The organism is Pseudomonas sp. G5(2012) (genome assembly GCF_000408945.1).
In the GTDB taxonomy this organism is placed as follows: Bacteria; Pseudomonadota; Gammaproteobacteria; order Pseudomonadales; family Pseudomonadaceae; genus Aquipseudomonas; species Aquipseudomonas umsongensis.
This window is the reverse complement of the sequence record NZ_APIO01000074.1, coordinates 38,630-56,621: the sequence shown is the minus strand read 5'-3', so window position 1 is coordinate 56,621 and position 17,992 is coordinate 38,630. Positions and strand designations below refer to the sequence as shown.

General features: G+C 61.0%; 15 protein-coding genes. 5 read left to right on the top strand and 10 right to left on the bottom strand.

The features are described 5' to 3' along the window. Nucleotides 1-127: 127 nt before the first annotated feature. Genes PG5_RS21955 through PG5_RS21945 form a run of 3 tightly spaced genes read left to right on the top strand, consistent with a single transcriptional unit; the run spans nt 128 to nt 5,603 of the window. On the top strand, nt 128-1,372 hold the full coding sequence (locus PG5_RS21955) for an exonuclease SbcCD subunit D C-terminal domain-containing protein (protein WP_020799322.1): 1,245 nt from the start codon (nt 128-130) through the stop codon (nt 1,370-1,372). Continuing rightward, entirely contained in the window at nt 1,369-5,010 is a 3,642-nt protein-coding gene (locus PG5_RS21950) for an AAA family ATPase (protein ID WP_020799321.1), read from the top strand. The genes PG5_RS21955 and PG5_RS21950 overlap by 4 nt, the downstream gene beginning before the upstream one ends. Then, entirely contained in the window at nt 5,007-5,603 is a 597-nt protein-coding gene (locus PG5_RS21945) for a glutathione S-transferase (RefSeq protein ID WP_020799320.1), read from the top strand. Before PG5_RS21950 ends, PG5_RS21945 begins: the two co-directional genes overlap by 4 nt. A gap of 121 nt (nt 5,604-5,724) precedes the next feature. Here PG5_RS21945 and PG5_RS21940 read toward each other — a convergent pair whose 3' ends face one another. From PG5_RS21940 to PG5_RS21905, 9 genes are all read right to left on the bottom strand, one after another. Continuing rightward, nucleotides 5,725-5,982, bottom strand: coding sequence for a hypothetical protein (locus PG5_RS21940; RefSeq protein ID WP_020799319.1), 258 nt, complete (start codon nt 5,980-5,982; stop codon nt 5,725-5,727). Further along, nucleotides 5,979-6,191 carry a hypothetical protein gene (locus PG5_RS21935; protein WP_033045345.1) on the bottom strand — a complete coding sequence of 71 codons (213 nt, stop codon included), beginning with the start codon at nt 6,189-6,191 and terminating at the stop codon, nt 5,979-5,981. Before PG5_RS21935 ends, PG5_RS21940 begins: the two co-directional genes overlap by 4 nt. A 115-nt stretch (nt 6,192-6,306) precedes the next feature. After that, nucleotides 6,307-6,432, bottom strand: a complete 126-nt coding sequence (locus PG5_RS35010; protein ID WP_020799317.1) for a hypothetical protein — start codon at nt 6,430-6,432, stop codon at nt 6,307-6,309. A 211-nt stretch (nt 6,433-6,643) separates the two neighbouring features. Then, nucleotides 6,644-6,823, bottom strand: a complete 180-nt coding sequence (locus PG5_RS21930) for a hypothetical protein (RefSeq protein ID WP_020799315.1) — start codon at nt 6,821-6,823, stop codon at nt 6,644-6,646. Between the two features lie 156 nt (nt 6,824-6,979). Continuing rightward, nucleotides 6,980-8,149, bottom strand: a complete 1,170-nt coding sequence (locus PG5_RS21925) for a lactonase family protein (protein WP_020799314.1) — start codon at nt 8,147-8,149, stop codon at nt 6,980-6,982. Next, on the bottom strand, nt 8,142-8,483 hold the full coding sequence (locus tag PG5_RS21920) for a DUF5629 family protein (protein ID WP_042955632.1): 342 nt from the start codon (nt 8,481-8,483) through the stop codon (nt 8,142-8,144). Before PG5_RS21920 ends, PG5_RS21925 begins: the two co-directional genes overlap by 8 nt. 131 nt (nt 8,484-8,614) lie before the next feature. After that, on the bottom strand, nt 8,615-10,195 hold the full coding sequence (locus PG5_RS21915; RefSeq protein WP_020799312.1) for an aldehyde dehydrogenase (NADP(+)): 1,581 nt from the start codon (nt 10,193-10,195) through the stop codon (nt 8,615-8,617). A gap of 11 nt (nt 10,196-10,206) precedes the next feature. Beyond that, complete coding sequence (araD1, locus tag PG5_RS21910; RefSeq protein ID WP_020799311.1) at nt 10,207-11,199, bottom strand: AraD1 family protein; 993 nt, start codon at nt 11,197-11,199, stop codon at nt 10,207-10,209. Nucleotides 11,200-11,349: 150 nt separating this feature from the next. After that, a complete protein-coding gene (locus PG5_RS21905) occupies nt 11,350-12,672 on the bottom strand; it encodes an MFS transporter (RefSeq protein ID WP_020799310.1) in 1,323 nt (440 codons plus the stop codon). Between the two features lie 193 nt (nt 12,673-12,865). On the opposite strand from PG5_RS21905, the gene PG5_RS21900 reads away from it, so the two are divergent. Together PG5_RS21900 and PG5_RS21895 are read left to right on the top strand one after the other, a co-directional pair. Then, nucleotides 12,866-14,602, top strand: a complete 1,737-nt coding sequence (locus tag PG5_RS21900) for an IlvD/Edd family dehydratase (RefSeq protein WP_020799309.1) — start codon at nt 12,866-12,868, stop codon at nt 14,600-14,602. A gap of 117 nt (nt 14,603-14,719) precedes the next feature. Next, entirely contained in the window at nt 14,720-15,439 is a 720-nt protein-coding gene (locus tag PG5_RS21895) for a FadR/GntR family transcriptional regulator (protein WP_020799307.1), read from the top strand. Nucleotides 15,440-15,588: 149 nt separating this feature from the next. Here the strand turns inward: PG5_RS21895 and PG5_RS21890 are convergent, their stop codons facing one another. Beyond that, the gene (locus tag PG5_RS21890; protein ID WP_020799306.1) at nt 15,589-17,973 is read right to left on the bottom strand and encodes an RND family transporter; all 2,385 of its coding nucleotides are present in this window, start codon (nt 17,971-17,973) and stop codon (nt 15,589-15,591) included. Nucleotides 17,974-17,992: the final 19 nt, after the last annotated feature.

The window sequence follows — 17,992 nt, the reverse complement described above, 5'->3', positions numbered from 1 at the left end:
CAAGCCGGCTCCTACAGGTCTACGCGCAGTGTCTGACCACACCCACCCCGTTTGCCAGTAAACTCTCCCCCTTTAGCCGTTGTCATTTTTCCCCGCGGCCATCACCTTTTTTCCTACGGAGTTCGCCTTGCGTCTGTTCCACACCTCCGACTGGCACCTCGGGCAGAATCTGCACGGCCAGGATCGCGACTTTGAGCACGGCTGTTTTCTCGACTGGCTGCTGCGTCAGCTCAAGCTGGATCAGCCGGATGTGCTGCTGATCGCCGGCGATATCTTCGACACGGTCAACCCGCCGGTCAAAGCCCAGGAACGTCTTTACGACTTCATCGTCAGCGCCCATGAGCAGCAACCGTTGCTGACCATCGTGATGATCGCCGGCAACCACGATTCCGGTTCACGGATCGAACTGCCCGCGCCCTTGATGCGCCGTTTGCGTACTCACGCCCTGGGGCGTGTGCTGTGGCTGGATGACGGGCAACTGGACGCCGAACGCCTGTTGCTGCCACTGCCCGATGCCCGGGGTGAAATTGCCGCCTGGTGCCTGGCGCTACCGTTCCTGCGCCCAGCCGAAGTGACGGGCGCGCATTTGGGCGATGACTACCTGCGCGGCATCGGCCAGGTTCATGAATGGCTGATCGAAGCGGCCAATGCCAAGCGCCAGCCCGGTCAAGCGCTGATCGCCATCAGCCATGCGCACATGGCCGGCGGTTCGGTGTCGGAGGATTCCGAGCGCAGCCTGATCATCGGCAACGCCGAAGCCCTGCCCGCCAGCCTGTTCGGGCCGACCATCAGCTACGTCGCCCTGGGGCATTTGCACAAGCCACAGAAGGTCAATGGCGAGGCGCGCATTCGCTACAGCGGCTCGCCGATACCCCTGTCATTCTCGGAGATCGGCTACCAGCACCAGATTCTCGACATCACACTCGATGGCGAAACGCTGGTCAGCGTCGAACCGAAACTGATCCCCCGTGCCGTCAACCTGCAACGTATCGGCCCTGCGCCCCTGGCAGACATCCTGGTGCAACTGGCCGACCTGCCCATCATCGACCTGTTGGCCGACTACCAGCGCCAACCCTGGCTGGAAGTGCGAGTGCGCCTGGACGAGCCGCAACCGGATTTGCGCCATCAGGTGGAAAGCGCCCTGCAGGGCAAAGCCGTGCGCCTGGTACGCATCGCCGCCGAATACGCGGGCAACGGCAGCCGGGAAGGCTCTGATAACGGCGCCGGGTTGATTGAGCTGGACCAGCTCACGCCCCAGGAACTGTTCAGCCGCGCCTGGCAGGACAACTACGGCAGCGAGGTCGATGAGCAAACCCTCAAGGACTTTGCCGAGCTGCTGCAAGACGTGCAGATGGAGGACGAACAACCATGAAGATCCTCGCCATCCGCCTGAAGAACCTCGCCTCACTGGCCGGTCCGTTTGAAATCGACTTCACCGCCGAGCCCCTTGCCAGTGCCGGACTGTTCGCCATTACCGGCCCGACCGGCGCGGGCAAGAGCACCCTGCTCGACGCGTTGTGCCTGGCGCTTTTCGGTGCCGTGCCGCGCCTGAACAATACCGGGCGCGACGCCAAGGTGCCGGACGTCGATGGTGAAATCGGCACCGGCGACCCACGCACCCTGCTACGTCGCGGCACTGGCGAAGGCTATGCGGAAGTGGATTTCGTCGGCATCGATGGCAGGCGTTATCGCGCGCGCTGGGAAGCCAATCGCGCCCGGGAAAAGGCCGGCGGCAAGCTGCAAGTCAGTCGCCAGAGCCTGCGCGACCTCGATCAGGATCAACTGCTGGCCAGCCAGAAAGGTGAATACAAGACCCAGCTCGAGGCCGCGCTGGGGCTGAATTTCGAGCAGTTCACCCGGGCCGTGCTGTTGGCGCAGAGCGAGTTCAGTGCCTTCCTCAAGGCCGATGACAACGACCGCAGCGAATTGTTGGAAAAACTCACCGACACCGCGCTCTACACTCGCCTGGGCCGCCGAGCGTTCGACAAGACCAAGGAAGCCCGTGAAGCGCACAAACTGCTGCAGGATCAGGCCAGCGGTGTCACGCCGCTGGCGCCTGAGGCGCGCGCCGAGCTCGATGAGCGCTTCCATGCCGCGCAACAACAGCTGAAATTGCAGCAGGCGCAACTCAAGCAGCTCGAGCTGCAAGACGCCTGGCTCAAAGAACTGCGCCGTTTGCATGACGCGCAACTGGCCGCCGCCGAACAACTGCACAGTGCCAGACACACCTGGGAAAGCCTGGCTGGCGAGCGCTTGAAGCTGACACGCCTCGAACAGCTGGCCCCGCAGCGGCACCAGTTCGCCCGCAAGGCCGAGGTCGATTCGCTACTCACGCCCTTGGCAGAGCAGATTGCCCAGCATACCCGGCAACATGGCGAACTCAGCGAGCGTCAGGCGCTACTGGAACAGCAATTGGGTGCAACGCGGATCGCCCTGGGCGAGGCACAGCAACGACAAACCGAATGTGCGCCGCTGTTGCGCCAGGCTTTCGAGGAACAAAGCACCCTCGCCCGCCTGGCCAAGGACGCGACCCTGGGCGCCGAAGCCAGGCAAGCCGCCGAACAGGCCTGCACCCAGGGCCAGAACGCGATTCAAACCTTGCACGAGCAACTGGCCCGGGCGACCGAACACTTGCAACGCATGGCGGCCGAGCTGGCCCAGAGCGCTCATCTGGCGCCGTTGAGCGATGCCTGGAATGCCTACCGTGATCGCCTGCAACAGCTGATGTTGATCGGCAATCGACTGAACAAGGGCCAGGCGGAACTGGCGAACCTCGAACAAAATGCCGAACGCACCGCACAAGCCTTCGCAGCGCAGAAACAGCAACTGGAGCTGCTGTTCAAAGAGGCTGGCGCCGAGCCGGATGCCGTCGCCGAGCAGATCGGTATCCTTGGCAGCCTGTTGCAGGACAACCGCAAGCAACTGCGTGCCATCGAAGATCTGACCCGGCTGTGGGACAGCCAACAGGACCTGGACAAGCGCGGCGCCGAGTTGCAACAACGCCAGGTCGCCGCGCAACAGGAACGTGAGCGCCTGACCCAGGACGGGGTAAAGGCCAAGGCTGAACTTGCCGTCGCCGAGCAGACCCTGACGGTCACTCGCGACCTGCTGGAACGCCAGCGCCTGGCCCGCAGCGCCAGCGTCGAGGAACTGCGCGCACAGCTGCAAGATGACCAGCCATGCCCGGTCTGCGGCAGCCAGGAACATCCTTATCATCAACCCGAAGCCTTGCTGCAAAGCTTGGGCCGCCATGATGAAAGCGAACAGGCCACCGCGCAAAAAGCCGTAGACCAGCTCAAGGAAAAGCTGACCGAACTGCGGGCGGAAGTGGGTGGACTGATCGCCCAGCAAAAAGAACTGCTGCAACAGCAGGATCAACTGGCGACCCAGCAACAAGCTCTCGCACCAAGCCTTCAAGCGCATCCGTTGGCCACCACACTGCTCAATCAGGATGCCGACAAACGCGGCGCCTGGCTCAGCCAGCAAAACAGGCAGTTGAACCAGAGCATCACCCAGGACGAACAACGGCAAAGCGCCCTGCTCACCTTGCAACAGGATGCTGCGCGTCTGACCCAGCAATTGCGCCACGCCGAAACCGCGCATCAGAGCGCGGCCCAGCACCTGGACAATCAACGGCGTGAACTGGGCAATGATCGTCAGCGCTTGGACGAAGAACTCAGCGCATTCGCCAGCCTGCTGCCAGGCGATACCCTGGAAGCACTTCGCACTGAACCCGCCGCGACCTTCATGCAGCTTGATCGGCAGATCGCCGAGCGCCTGGCACAACTCGATCAGCAAAAGGAAGAGCTGGCCGAACAGCAACAACGTCAGCAACAGCTTGAGAAGGAACAGGATCGGCAGCAGACCCGCGTGCAGCAATTGCAAATCGCCGAGCAGCAGTTCAATGCGCTGGCCGCACAACAACAGGCCAGCCAGCAGGCGCTTGGACAATTGCTCGGCTCGCACGGCAGCGCCGAGCAGTGGCAGCAGCAGCTTGAGCAGGACGTTGAACAGGCGCGTAACGCCGAAACCACGACGGCCACGGAACTGCAAAACCTACTCACCCAACGGGTGCGAATCGCGGCCGAACTCAAGGCGCAGCAAGAGCGTTTGCACACACTGGAAAGCGAAAACCGCGAACTGAGCGGCAAAATCGCCGAATGGCGCGCCCGTCATCCAGAACTGGATGACGGTGGCCTTGAAGACCTGCTGCAGGTCGACGATGCCCATGTGAGCGAACTACGCCAACGCTTGCAGCACAGCGAAAAAGCCATCGAGCAGGCCAATGTCCTGCTCCAGGAACGCGACAAGCGTTTGCTCGATCACAAGGCGCAGCACATCGGCGACCTGGATGACGAGCAACTCGCCAACGCGCTCACTGAGTTGCAAAACCAGTTCACCGTCAGCGAACAACGTTGCGCCGAACTGCGTGCCGAACAGGCCGAGGATCAACGCCGGCAGAATGCCAATCAGGCCCTGGCGCAACAGATCGCCGACGCGTACACCGAGTACCAGCGCTGGGCTCGCTTGAACGCGCTGATCGGTTCGGCCACCGGCGACACCTTCCGCAAGATCGCCCAGGCCTACAACCTCGACCTGCTGGTGCACCACGCCAACGTGCAATTGCGCCAACTGGTGCGGCGCTACCGCCTCAAGCGCGGCGGCAGCATGCTGGGCTTGCTGGTGATGGACACCGAGATGGGCGACGAACTGCGCTCGGTGCATTCATTGTCTGGCGGCGAAACCTTCCTGGTGTCGCTGGCCCTGGCGTTGGGCCTGGCATCGATGGCCTCGAGCACGCTGAAGATCGAATCGCTGTTCATCGACGAAGGTTTCGGCAGCCTCGATCCGGAGTCCCTGCAATTGGCCATGGACGCCCTCGACGGCTTGCAGGCCCAGGGGCGCAAGGTCGCGGTGATTTCCCATGTGCAGGAAATGCATGAGCGGATTCCGGTGCAGATCCAGGTCCGCCGCCAAGGTAACGGCTTGAGCACCCTGGAGGTGAAATGACCACCCTCTACTCGTTCCGTCGTTGCCCTTACGCCATGCGGGCACGCATGGCGCTACGCTACAGCGAAGTGGCCGTGGACATTGTCGAAGTCAGCCTGAAGGCCAAACCCGCCGAGATGCTCGCATTGTCGAGCAAAGGCACGGTTCCGGTATTGAACGTAGACGGCCAGGTCATTGATGAAAGCCTGGAGATTATGCGCTGGTCCCTGTCACAGTATGATCCGCAGGATTGGCTGCTCAAGGATGATCCGCAAGGGCAGCTCGCCATCGCGGCGTTGATCGAGGAGAACGATCAGGTCTTCAAGGTGCATCTGAACCGCTACAAGTATGCCGAGCGCTATCCGCAACAGCCGATGGCGTTTTATCGCGCAGAGGGTGAGGTGTTTTTGCGTAGGCTGGAGGAGTTGCTGGACGGTCGCGATTATCTGCTGGCCGACCACCCGACCCTGGCCGACGTGGCGCTGATGCCGTTCATACGGCAATTCGCCCATGTTGATCGCGAGTGGTTCGCGCAAACGCCCTATCGACGGCTGCAGGACTGGTTGCAGCGGTTTCTGGCGTCGGCGTTGTTTACATCGGTGATGGCGAAATAACCCGATCCTTGTAGGAGCGAGCATGCTCGCGATAAACCCGAGGGCGCCGCGGGGTATCAGGCACCCCACGTAATCGTTGACGACCATCGCGAGCGTGCTCGCTCCTACAGGAATCGGCGTTTCAGGCCAATACCTCGCACATGCCAATCACCGAGCAATCCACCTGGAACGGCCCGAAAAACCCGCTATCGGGCTCGTGTGGCGGGTTGCCCGCGAGCATCCCCATGGCCTTGGCTATCTCGATGTTGCGCGCGATGTTGTGGTTGGCCTCGATGGCCCGTGCCACCCCGCCTATTGACCCGTGCCCGATCCCCAGCAGGGAAAAGCCATTGGTTATGAATGCCAGGAAGGCGATAAGCAAAAGTTTGCAACGGTTCATGCTCCGGCCACTCCCGCCAGTTCGGCCGGATCGACCATCGCCTGTTGTGCGCGATGTTCAAACTGGATGCCAGGGTGCGCGACGTGAATCGGCGGCTCGACGGTTTGCCGCGACTGCGGCGAAAGACTGACAACCAGCACCATGACCAAATAGAGACCGATTGCTACGTAGGCGCCGTGTTTGGCAGAGGTGATGATGGTGCTGGCCATGATGAACTCCGTGGACATGTTTCAGAGTCCATAGAATCAATCAAAAAAGCAGCGGTAACCAACGAGTCTGATGCATAGCAAATATCAACTTCGTTGATCATTGAGCCAGTCTATCTCAGTCTTCAATAAAACTGATCATGCGCTCGCGCGCAGCGTCGGGTTCGCCGGGAATGGGGTCGGCAGCAGACAGGATCGGGGTCGAATAGAGGAACAACAGCACCACGGCAAGACGCATCGTCATTTTGGCAATCCTTTTCTTGAGAAGGAGGAGTCAAAAAATCAGCGTCAAATTTAGAGATATGGCCACCTGATATCAAGCATTACATCGATGGCTAAATGATATTGTCGCAAACGCGTTATGCAGGAGCGACATCACTTCAACGCCTTTCGCTGCCTGGGCTTCGATCGGCAAGTGACTTCGCTCCTGCATAAAAGGCTGCTGGTCGGGTCTTTCAGTGCTGGGTTTTGTGATCCAGGGCGGCGTAGAAGTTGGCGCTCTGTTGCAGGTATTTCTGGGTGTAACTCTGGGCGTGGGCTTTCTTGTCGCTGATTTCAACGTTGGCGCTGGCTGGCAGGGCCACGGTGGCGGAAATGGCGGAAGCGGCGATTACGGAGAAGAGATTGAAGTTCATGCGGATATTCCTCGAAGTCAGTTGGCTTGCTTGCCCGGTGGGGCCGTGAAGCAAACTTAACCCTCGAGGGTTATCAGCCTGAAATGCTTTGTGACACTTACAGATATCACCCTCATTGATAGAAGGATGCAGGCCCCATCAACCGGAGCCTGCGGCCTATTGACGCACCATGAATTTCAGGTCACTCGGTGCATCCATCGGCAGTTTTTGCACGGTTTTACCCAGCAAGCCGGTGATGGCATCGCGCTCGACGACGACAATCTGGTTACTTTTCTGATTGGCGATCAGTACGAACTTGCCGCTCGGATCGAGGCTGAACTCCCGTGGATGATCGCCCTCTACCGGGCGCCTTTGCAGTTCCTTGAGATGCCCCGTCGCCGGGTCGATGGCGAACACCAGCAGCTGGTTGGCCGTACCACGGTTGCTGACATACAGGAACTTGCCGTCCCTGGATGCGTGCAAGGCAGCGGCGGCCTTGTCCGAAACGGGCTGACCGGCAGCCAGATCGACCAACTGGGTTTGCTCAAGCTTGCCGTCGCGGTAATCGAACACCGCCACTTGCGCGCTCATTTCCATGGTCAGCCAGGCGTGCTTGCCATCGGCACTGAACAGCAGATGGCGCGGCCCGCTACCGGGCGGCAGCTGCACGAACGACGGTGTTGCCGGGGTCAACGGCAAGTCAGGATTGGCCTTTGGGTCGAAGCGGTAGGCAAAGACCTTGTCCGCCCCCAGGTCGTTGGAAAACACGTATTGGCCGTCTGGCGACGGTATCGTCGCGTGCACGTGCGCCGACATCTGCCGCTCGGGGTTGACCCGGCTGGCCGGATGGCTACTCATCTGCACCACCGGCTTCAACGAGCCGTCCGCCGCCACCGGCAACACCGCCAAGGTGCCGCCCGGATCTTCAGCCACCGAGTAGTTGCTGACAAACAAGTGGCTCGCTTCAAGGCTCAGGCTCGAATGCGTTGGCTCGTTGCCCAGGCTCTGTACCTGATTGATCAGGGTCAGTACCAGGGTCTTGGGGTCGATGGCATAACTGCTGACCCGCCCGACCGGATCGGTCTGGCCCGGGCCATTTTCGTTGACCACGAACACCCGCTGCTGATCCCTGGACAGGGTCAGCCAGGACGGGTTTTCGCTCTGGATCACTTGCAGCGGCCTGGCGTCGATCTGCCCGGTCGCACTGTCGAAGTTAAGCCGGTAGATACCCTGGCTTTGCCCGGCGGTGTAGGAACCCACGAGCAATTGATAGTTATCGGCGGATGCCACCTGGACGCCCATCGCGCCGAGGCTGCCGGCGATCAGCAGTGGCCAGACGTTACGCATCCTGTTGATCATCATCGTCGTCGTTGTCGCCGCTGATGACGTCGCCGAGGCATACCAGACGGTGTTCGCCGACGTTATCGCGGATCAGCCAATTCTGCTCTGTGGTGTCAAAGGTCGCGGCCTGGATCTGTGCCGGGGTGAATTCCCAGTGCCTGGCCGCTCGACCGTCCATGCATTCGATGTGCAGGTTGTCGTCGACATCGAGGGCGAATTCGAAGGCGTGCAGCCCGTCGATTTCCACCATCCCGCAATGTTCGAGGGCGTTGAGCAAGGTATCTGTTACGGCAGTCATGGCAGTCAATCTTTGAATGGGAAAAACGCAATGATAGCTCATGCACCTGATGATCGACTGATCGTTCCCACGGTCCCCTTGGTAACGCCTGAACGGACGCTCCGCGTTCGGCTCTGGAAGGGACGCAGAGCGTCCCGGGCTGCATTCCCACGCAGAGCGTGGGAACGATCATGTCAAAGGGCATCGCGAGTCGGCTTGCCATCCACCAGGCGCTGGATACCCAGCGGGTTTGCGTTCTTCAGCACATCCGGCAGCAGGCTGTCGGGGTAGTTCTGGAAACACACCGGGCGCAGGAAACGGTCGATGGCCAAGGTCCCTACCGACGTGCCGCGCGCATCCGAGGTCGCGGGATACGGCCCGCCGTGCACCATCGAATCGCAGACCTCCACGCCGGTCGGATAACCATTGAGCAGGATTCGCCCGACCTTCTGCTCCAGCAACCCCGTCAGTTCGCTGAACTGCTCGAAATCGGCCTGCTCACCGATGATCGTCGCGGTCAATTGACCATGCAGACCGTTCAACGCGGCGCTCAGTTGCGCCTGATCCGCCACTTCGACGACCACTGTGGTCGGGCCGAAGACTTCCGCTTGCAGCACTTCATCAGCCTCGATCAGCAAGCTGGCATCGGCCTTGAACAATTGCGGTTGCGCCTGACGCCCTTGTTGCGGTTTACCCGCCAGGTGTTCGATACGGGGATGGTCAAGGAGCTTTTGCAAGCCCAGTGCATAGCTGCCCAGCGTGCCGGCGTTGAGCATGGTCTGCGGCGGTTGATCGGCCATCATGTCCGCCAGTGACTCGAGGAAAGCAGTGAACTGCGGCGAACGGATACCCATTACCAGGCCAGGATTGGTGCAAAACTGACCGCAGCCTTGCACCACCGAAGCCGACAGGCCGCGAGCGATGGTCTCCATGCGCACTTGCAGTGCCTGGGGCAGCACGATCACCGGATTGATGCTCGACATCTCGGCGAACACCGGGATCGGTTGTGGGCGTGCCGCTGCCATGTCGCACAGCGCCCGACCACCCGCGAGCGAACCGGTAAAGCCCACCGCCTGGATGGCCGGGTGCTTGACCAGCGCTTCACCGACTCCGCCGCCGTAGATCATGTTGAACACGCCGCCCGGCATCGCGGTTTTTTCTGCCGCACGGATGATCGCATCGGCCACCTGCTCGGCCGTGGCCATGTGGCCGCTGTGGGCCTTGAACACCACCGGGCAACCGGCAGCCAGGGCCGATGCCGTGTCGCCACCGGCGGTGGAAAACGCCAAGGGGAAGTTGCTGGCTCCGAACACTGCAACGGGGCCGAGACCGATACGGTATTGGCGCAGGTCGGGACGTGGCAAGGGCTGGCGCTCAGGTTGCGCCTGATCGATGCGCGCCCCGTAGAAATCGCCGCGCCGTAGCACATTGGCGAACAAGCGCATCTGCCCGCTGGTGCGGCCACGCTCACCGATGATCCGTGCGGCCGGCAATGCCGTTTCGCGGCACACCAGGCTGACAAACTCATCGCCCAGCACATCCAGTTCGTTGGCGATGGCATCGAGAAATTCTGCGCGACGCTCCGCGCTCAGATTGCGATAAGCCGAATACGCCTGCGCGGCGGCCTTGGCGGCGGCATCGACTTCTTGCGGCGTGGCCTGGGTGAAATCGTGGGGCAACGCCTCGCCTGTCTCGGCGTCGACACTGTGCAATTTGACGCTGCCCAGCGCACTGCGCTGGCCGCCGATGTAGTTGTGGCCAAGAATTCGAAGCATGGGGAAATTCCTTAAAGAGTGCCGACAGTGCCGGGTTCGAACGCCGCATCGACCGCAACGATGCCATTGATTAACGGCGCGCCGAATTCGCCCTGGCTGATCTCGAACACATCGCCCGGTTGTGGGCGAATGCCGTCAGCGAAGGACAGGGTCGCGGTACCGAAGAAGTGAATGTGCACGTCCCCAGGACGCAGGAACTGGCTGTACTTGAAATGGTGGAATTCAAGGTTCGCCAGGCTGTGGCACATGTTGGCCTCACCACTGAGGAACTCGTTCTGCCACAGCACCTGGCCGTCGCGCAGGATGCGACTGGTGCCGGCCAGGTGTTGCGGCAGCTCGCCAACCCGCAGCTCCGGACCGTAGCTGCAACTGCGCAGTTTCGAATGGGCCAGGTACAGGTAGTTCTTGCGCTCCATCACGTGATCGGAAAACTCGTTGCCGACTGCAAAGCCAAGGCGATACGGCTTGCCGTCGTGACCGATGACATAAAGGCCGCTGAGTTCAGGCTCTTCACCGGCGTCTTCGGCAAACGGTGGCAAGGGGAATGGCTGGCCGGGGCGCACAACGATGCTGCCATCGCCCTTGTAGAACCATTCCGGCTGCACGCCCGCCTGACCGGCCGCAGGCTTGCCGCCTTCCACGCCCCATTTGAAGATGCGCATCGTATCGGTCATCGCGGCTTCGTCACCGGCCTGCTGGTGCATCTTGTCCCGGGCCGACGCGCTGCCCAGGTGAGTCAGGCCAGTGCCACTGACCAGCAGGTGCGCAGGATCCGGGTGATCCAGCGGTGGCAGGATGCGCAATTGCGCCAGCAGTCCAGCATAGTCGTGGCTGATGCCGAGCCCCAGGCTCTGCACCTGTTGCTCCAGATTGAGGCCTGCTTGGATCGCTGCCAGCGCCAGGTCGCGAACCGTGCGTGCCTCACGAACTTCCAGGACCTGCGCCCCCTCGACCACGCCGACACGGCGCTCGCCGTTACTCAATTCGAACTGAACCAAACGCATGATTTTTCTCCTGTGACAAATCTCAAATCCAACGAAGGTCCCCGTGGGAGCGAGCCTGCTCGCGAAGAGGTCATCACATCCAACCTATCTGTTGGCTGACACTGCGCCTTCGCGAGCAGGCTCGCTCCCACAGGAGATCGTTGTGAATCCTCAAGTACGGGTAGCCCCACGCGCACTGGCGGCAAACTCATCCGCCGGCAACACATGCTTGCGCTCCAACTGGCGGTACACCACGCCGGTCAACACCAGGCCGAACACCATCACGCAGGACAGGAAATACAGCCCCGACGCCAGGTTGCCGGTGTATTCCTTGAGCGCGCCGATCACGAACGGGCCGATGTAGCCGCCGAGATTGCCTACCGAGTTGATCAGGGCAATCCCCGCCGCCGCACTCGCGCCGGCAAAGAAGCGCCCGGGCAAGGTCCAGAAAATCGCCGTGCAGGAAAACAGTGCGAACGCCACCAGGCACAGCGCAATCAATTGCAGTACCGGAAACGTCAGCCAGGCGCTGAGGAACAAGCCGATGGCGCCCAACACATACAGCACCGCCAAGTGACCATAACGATCATTCAATCGATCGGAGCTGCGCGGGATGATCAGCAGACCAACGATCCCGAAGACATAGGGCACCGATGACACGAACCCGGTCACCAGGTCGCTGCCGCCGAACTGCTTGATCAGGGTCGGCAGCCACAGGCCCAGGCCATAGATGCTGAGGGTCACTGGCAGGTAGAACAGCGCCAGCAGCAACACGCGTTTGTCCTTGAGCGCGTGCAGCGGGTTGCCGTGGCGGGTCTGGCCGTATGCCTGCAGGTCTTTTTGCAGTTCGCCGCTCAACCAGTCCTTTTCGGCCTGATCCATCCACTTCACCTGTTGCGGGCCATCCGGCAACCAGCGCAGTACCGGCCAGGTCAGCAGGATCGCCGGGGTGCCGATGACGATAAACAGCCACTGCCAGCCGTGCAGGCCAAGAACGCCATCCAGGCCCAACAGCCCGCCGGACACGGGCCCGGTGATCATCATCGCGATGGGTTGGGACAGGATGAACAACCCCAGGATCTTGCCGCGATGGCGCACCGGGAACCACTGGGTGATGTAGTACAGAACGCCAGGAAAGAACCCGGCTTCCGCCGCACCGAGCAAAAAGCGCATCAGGTAGAAGCTGTTCGGCCCCTGGACGAATGCCATGCCGATGGTAATGGCGCCCCAGGTGACCATGATCCGGGCGAACCAGCGTCGTGCGCCAAAACGGTCAAGCATCAGGTTGCTGGGGATTTCCAGGAGGAAATAGCCAATGAAGAACAGCCCTGCGCCCAACCCGTACGCCGCATCACCGAGACCGATGTCGGCGCCCATGTGCAGTTTGGCGAAGCCCACTGCGGAGCGATCCACGTAGGCGATCAGGTACAGCAGGATCAGGAAGGGAATCAGTTTCAGTGTGATGCGGCGGATCAGCCGCAATTCCTGGCTCATGAGATCGGTCTCCGATTGTTGTTTTTATAGAACCTCGGGGGACGCCTCTCACGGCTAACCGTCAGGGCCATCCCTCCGCTGAAAACGACTATATAGTAATACTATTTATCCAACAACACTTCCAAACAGGCGAATTTGCGCTTATGTTACGCCTCAGCTCGAACAATATAGTCATACAATAAGAGAATCGATCATGTCTGATAAGAAACCCACCCTGCGCTCCGCCCAATGGTTTGGCACCGCCGACAAGAACGGCTTCATGTACCGCAGCTGGATGAAGAATCAGGGCATCGCCGATCACCAGTTCCATGGCAAGCCAATCATCGGCATCTGCAACACCTGGTCGGAACTGACCCCGTGCAACGCGCACTTCCGCCAGATCGCGGAACACGTAAAGCGCGGAGTGATCGAGGCTGGAGGCTTCCCGGTGGAATTTCCGGTGTTCTCCAACGGTGAATCCAACTTGCGCCCGACCGCCATGCTGACCCGCAACCTGGCGAGCATGGACGTGGAGGAAGCCATTCGCGGCAACCCGATCGACGGCGTGGTACTGCTGACCGGCTGCGACAAGACCACCCCGGCATTGCTGATGGGCGCGGCCAGTTGCGACGTGCCAGCGATCGTCGTCACCGGCGGGCCGATGCTCAACGGCAAGCACAAAGGCAAGGACATCGGCTCGGGTACCGTGGTCTGGCAACTGAGCGAACAGGTCAAGGCCGGCACGATCACCCTCGACGACTTCCTCGCGGCCGAGGGCGGCATGTCGCGCTCGGCCGGCACCTGCAACACCATGGGCACCGCCTCGACCATGGCCTGCATGGCCGAGGCACTGGGCACCTCCCTGCCCCACAACGCGGCGATTCCCGCCGTGGATGCTCGTCGTTATGTGTTGGCGCACATGTCCGGCATGCGTGCCGTGGAGATGGTGCGCGAGGATTTGAAGCTGTCGAAGATCCTCACCAAGGAAGCCTTCGAAAATGCCATCCGGGTCAACGCCGCCATCGGCGGTTCGACCAACGCCGTGATTCACCTCAAGGCCATCGCCGGCCGCATCGGCGTGGAGCTGGACCTGGACGACTGGACCCGCATCGGTCGCGGCATGCCGACCATCGTCGACCTGCAACCGTCCGGGCGCTTCCTGATGGAGGAGTTCTACTATGCCGGTGGCTTGCCAGCGGTATTACGCCGCCTTGGCGAAGCCAACCTGATCCCGAATCCCGATGCCTTGACCGTCAACGGCAAATCCATCGGCGAAAACACCAAGGACGCGCCGATCTATGGCGAGGACGAGGTCATCCGCACCCTCGACAACCCGATTCGCGCCGACGGCGGGATCTGCGTATTGCGCGGCAACCTCGCGCCACTGGGCGCAGTGCTCAAGCCCTCCGCCGCCACACCCGAATTGATGCAGCATCGCGGGCGAGCCGTGGTGTTCGAGAACTTCGACATGTACAAGGCACGAATCAACGATCCGGAACTGGACGTGGATGCCAACTCGATCCTGGTCATGAAGAATTGCGGGCCGAAGGGTTATCCGGGCATGGCCGAAGTCGGCAACATGGGCTTGCCGGCCAAGCTGCTGGCCCAGGGCGTGACCGACATGGTGCGCATTTCCGATGCGCGCATGAGCGGTACCGCGTATGGCACCGTTGTCTTGCATGTCGCCCCGGAAGCAGCGGCTGGCGGTCCGTTGGCAGCCGTGAAGGAAGGCGACTGGATCGAACTCGACTGCGCCAGCGGTCGCCTGCACCTGGACATCCCGGATGCCGAACTGGCGGCGCGCATGGCCGACCTGCAGCCGCCACAGCAATTGTTGGTGGGCGGCTATCGCCAGTTGTACATCGACCATGTGTTGCAGGCGGATCAGGGTTGTGACTTTGACTTCCTGGTCGGTTGCCGAGGCGCCGAGGTACCCCGCCACTCCCACTGACTCCGTTGCCCTCCCCCTGATCGTTCCCACGCTCTGCGTGGGAACGATCACTTCAAGACTTTGCCGCGCCTGTTATCATGCGCGGCATCGCCATCGCACAGGACCGCGCCGTTCCCCATGGATTACCGCAAACCCTCCGACCGCAAAAGCATGCACTCGCGCATCGTCCAGGAACTGGGCATGCAGATCGTCTCGGGACGTTTCCTGCCGGACGACAAACTGCCCGCCGAAGCCCTGCTCTGTGAGGAGTATGCCGTCAGCCGGCCGGTGTTGCGCGAAGCCACCCGTGTTTTGGTCGCCAAGGGCCTGGTCTATTCCCGTCCGCGGGTCGGCACGGTGGTCAAGCCGCGCAAGGAATGGCACATGCTCGACCCGGACGTCCTGCATTGGCTGATGCAAAGCAGCCCGCAGAACCAGTTCTTCGACCTGCTGACCAGTGTGCGCAGCATCATCGAACCGGCCGCCGCCGCCCTCGCCGCGCAGTTCGCCACCGACGCGGACATTGCCGCCATCGGTGAAGCCTACCAGCGCATGGAGGCGGCACCGACGCCGGAAGCCTTGCTGCAACCGGACCTGGATTTCCACAGCCGTATAGCCGACGCCACCCACAACGACTTGCTGGCCAACCTGTGCAACATGCTGTCGGTAGCGATTGCCGAAGCGTTGAAGCATTCCAATCAGCGGCCAAACCTGCATGAGCTGGCGTTGCCGCGGCACAAGGCGATTCTCACGGCCATCGAAAACCGCGATGCGCTGGGTGCGCGGCATGCAACGCTGGTGCAACTGGACGATGCGCGTAGTGCGCTGAATGTGGTGCTGGGTAGCGATCCCTCGTAAAGCAAAATCAAAAGATCGCAGCCTGCGGCAGCTCCTACAGGGGAATGATGTACATCTGTAGGAGCTGCCGCAGGCTGCGATCTTTTGATCTTCACGCACAAAAAAAAGCCGCAACCCTGAGGTTGCGGCTTTTTTGTTTCAACCAGGGATCAGTGAGCAAACAGCGAATTACCCTTCTGCCCCGCCAGCTTCTCCGGTTTTATCAGGAACCGCGCCAGTGCCGGCAGCAGCCACAACGCACCGAACATGTTCCACAGCAGCATGAAGGTCAGCATCAGGCCCATGTCAGCCTGGAACTTGATGGCCGAGAAGATCCAGGTGCACACGCCGATGGCCAGGCACAAGCCGGTGAACAGCACGGCCTTGCCGGTGGATTTCAGCGTCTGGTAGTACGCCTCTTGCAACGGCAGGCCGGCACGCAGGAAGCTTTCCAGGCGGCTGTAGATGTAGATGCCGTAGTCCACGCCAATCCCCACCCCTAGCGCCACCACCGGCAGGGTCGCGACCTTCACGCCGATGCCCATGAAGGCCATCAGGGCGTTGCCCAGCACCGACGTCAGCACCAGCGGCAACACGATGCACAAGGTCGCCGCCCAGGAACGGAAGGTGATCATGCACATGACCGCGACGCAGATGTACACCAGGATCAGGATGGTCAGTTCGGACTTCTTGATCACCTCGTTGGTGGCCGCTTCAATGCCCGCGTTACCGGCAGCCAGGATGAACTCCAGGTTCTCGGTGTTGTGTTCCTTGGCGAATTCCTGCACCGCATGCACCGCACGGTCCAGGGTTTCGGCCTTGTGATCGTTGAGGAACACCAGCACCGGTGCCAATGAACAGCTGTTGTTGTACAGGCCATCGGCGCGGGCGATGGAATTGTTCAACACGTCCGGGTTACGCGACAGGGTTTCCCATTTCAGGTTGCCCTCGTTCATGCCCTTGATCATCTGCTTGGACACGGTGACCAGCGAGATCGCCGACTGCACGCCCTCGGTGTTCTGCATCTTCCACATCAGCTCATCGATCGGCGCCATGGCTTCGTAGCGCGAGCAGCCTTCGGCCTTGGTCTTGACCATCACCACCAACACGTCGGAACTGGTGGAGTAGTTGCTGATGATGAAGTTGTTGTCCTTGTTATAGCGCGAGTCCGGACGCAATTCCGGCGCGCCCTGGTCGAGGTCTCCGATCTTCAGGTTCTGGCTGTACCAGAGGCCACCGCCAAAGGCGACCAGCGCCAGGAAAATCGAAACCGGTGCAACCTTCGCGCTGGCAAAATTCGACAACAGCCGCCAGAACGGATGCTCGCGGATCGCATCCTTCTTGCTGCGAGCCACGGCACGCTTGCTGATGCCGACGTAGGAAATCGCCACCGGCAACAGGATCAGGTTGGTGAACACAATCACTGCCACACCGATGGAAGCACCGATGGCCAGCTCGCGGATCACACCGATATCGATGATCAGCAGCGTGATGAAGCCCACCGCATCGGCGAGGATCGCGATCATCCCTGGCAAGAACAGCTGGCGGAAAGTGCGCCGCGCCGCCGTCAAGGCGTTTTCCGCCTCGCTGGATTGCAGGGCGATGCCGTTGATCTTCTGCACGCCGTGGGAAATACCGATGGCGAAGATCAGGAACGGGACCAGCATCGAGTAGGGATCGAGCCCGAAGCCGAAGAAGTGCATCAACCCCAACTGCCAGACCACCGCCACCAGGGTGGTACTCAATACCGCCACTGTGCTGCGCATGCAGTTGGTGAACCAGTACAGCAGGATCAGGGTGATGACGAAGGCAACACCGAAGAACATCACAACCATCACCAGGCCGTCGATCAGGTCGCCAACTTTCTTGGCGAAACCGACGATATGGATCTTCACGTTGGGGTTCTGTTTCTCGAACTTGTCGCGGATCTTATCTTCCAGCTCGTGGGAGAACTTGCGATAGTCCAATGCCAGCAACTTGCCCTGGTCCTGCGGGTCCGGGTAGGACTCCAGCAGCGGGATGTCGACGATGCTCGACTTGAAGTCGTTGGCCACCAGGCGCCCGACCTGCCCGGACTTGAGCACGTTGTTACGCAACAGGTCGAGGCTTTGCTGGGAGCCGTTGTAGCTCTGCGGGATCACTTCACCCCCAGCAAAGCCCTCCTCCGTCACTTCGGTCCAGCGCACGCTCGGGCTCCACAGCGACTTGAGGCCGGAGCGGTCGACGCCAGAGATGTAGAACACCTCGTCGTTGATCTGGCGTAACGTCTCCATGTACTCCTTGGAGAAGATGTCGCCGTCGGTGGCTTCCACGGAAATGCGGACGGTGTTGCCCAGGTTCGCCAGGTCGTTACGGTGCTCCATCATCTTCTGGATGAACGGATGCTCGAGCGGGATCATTTTTTCGAAGCTGGTGGACGGGCGGATCAGCGTCGCCTGCCAGAACAGGAAAACACTGACCAGCAGGCAGATGAAAATCACTGCCGGGCGATTATTGAAGATCAGGCGCTCAAGAAACGTCGCCTTGTCCTGATGATGGGTGCTTAAGGATGTCATGACTACGCCTTCTTATTAT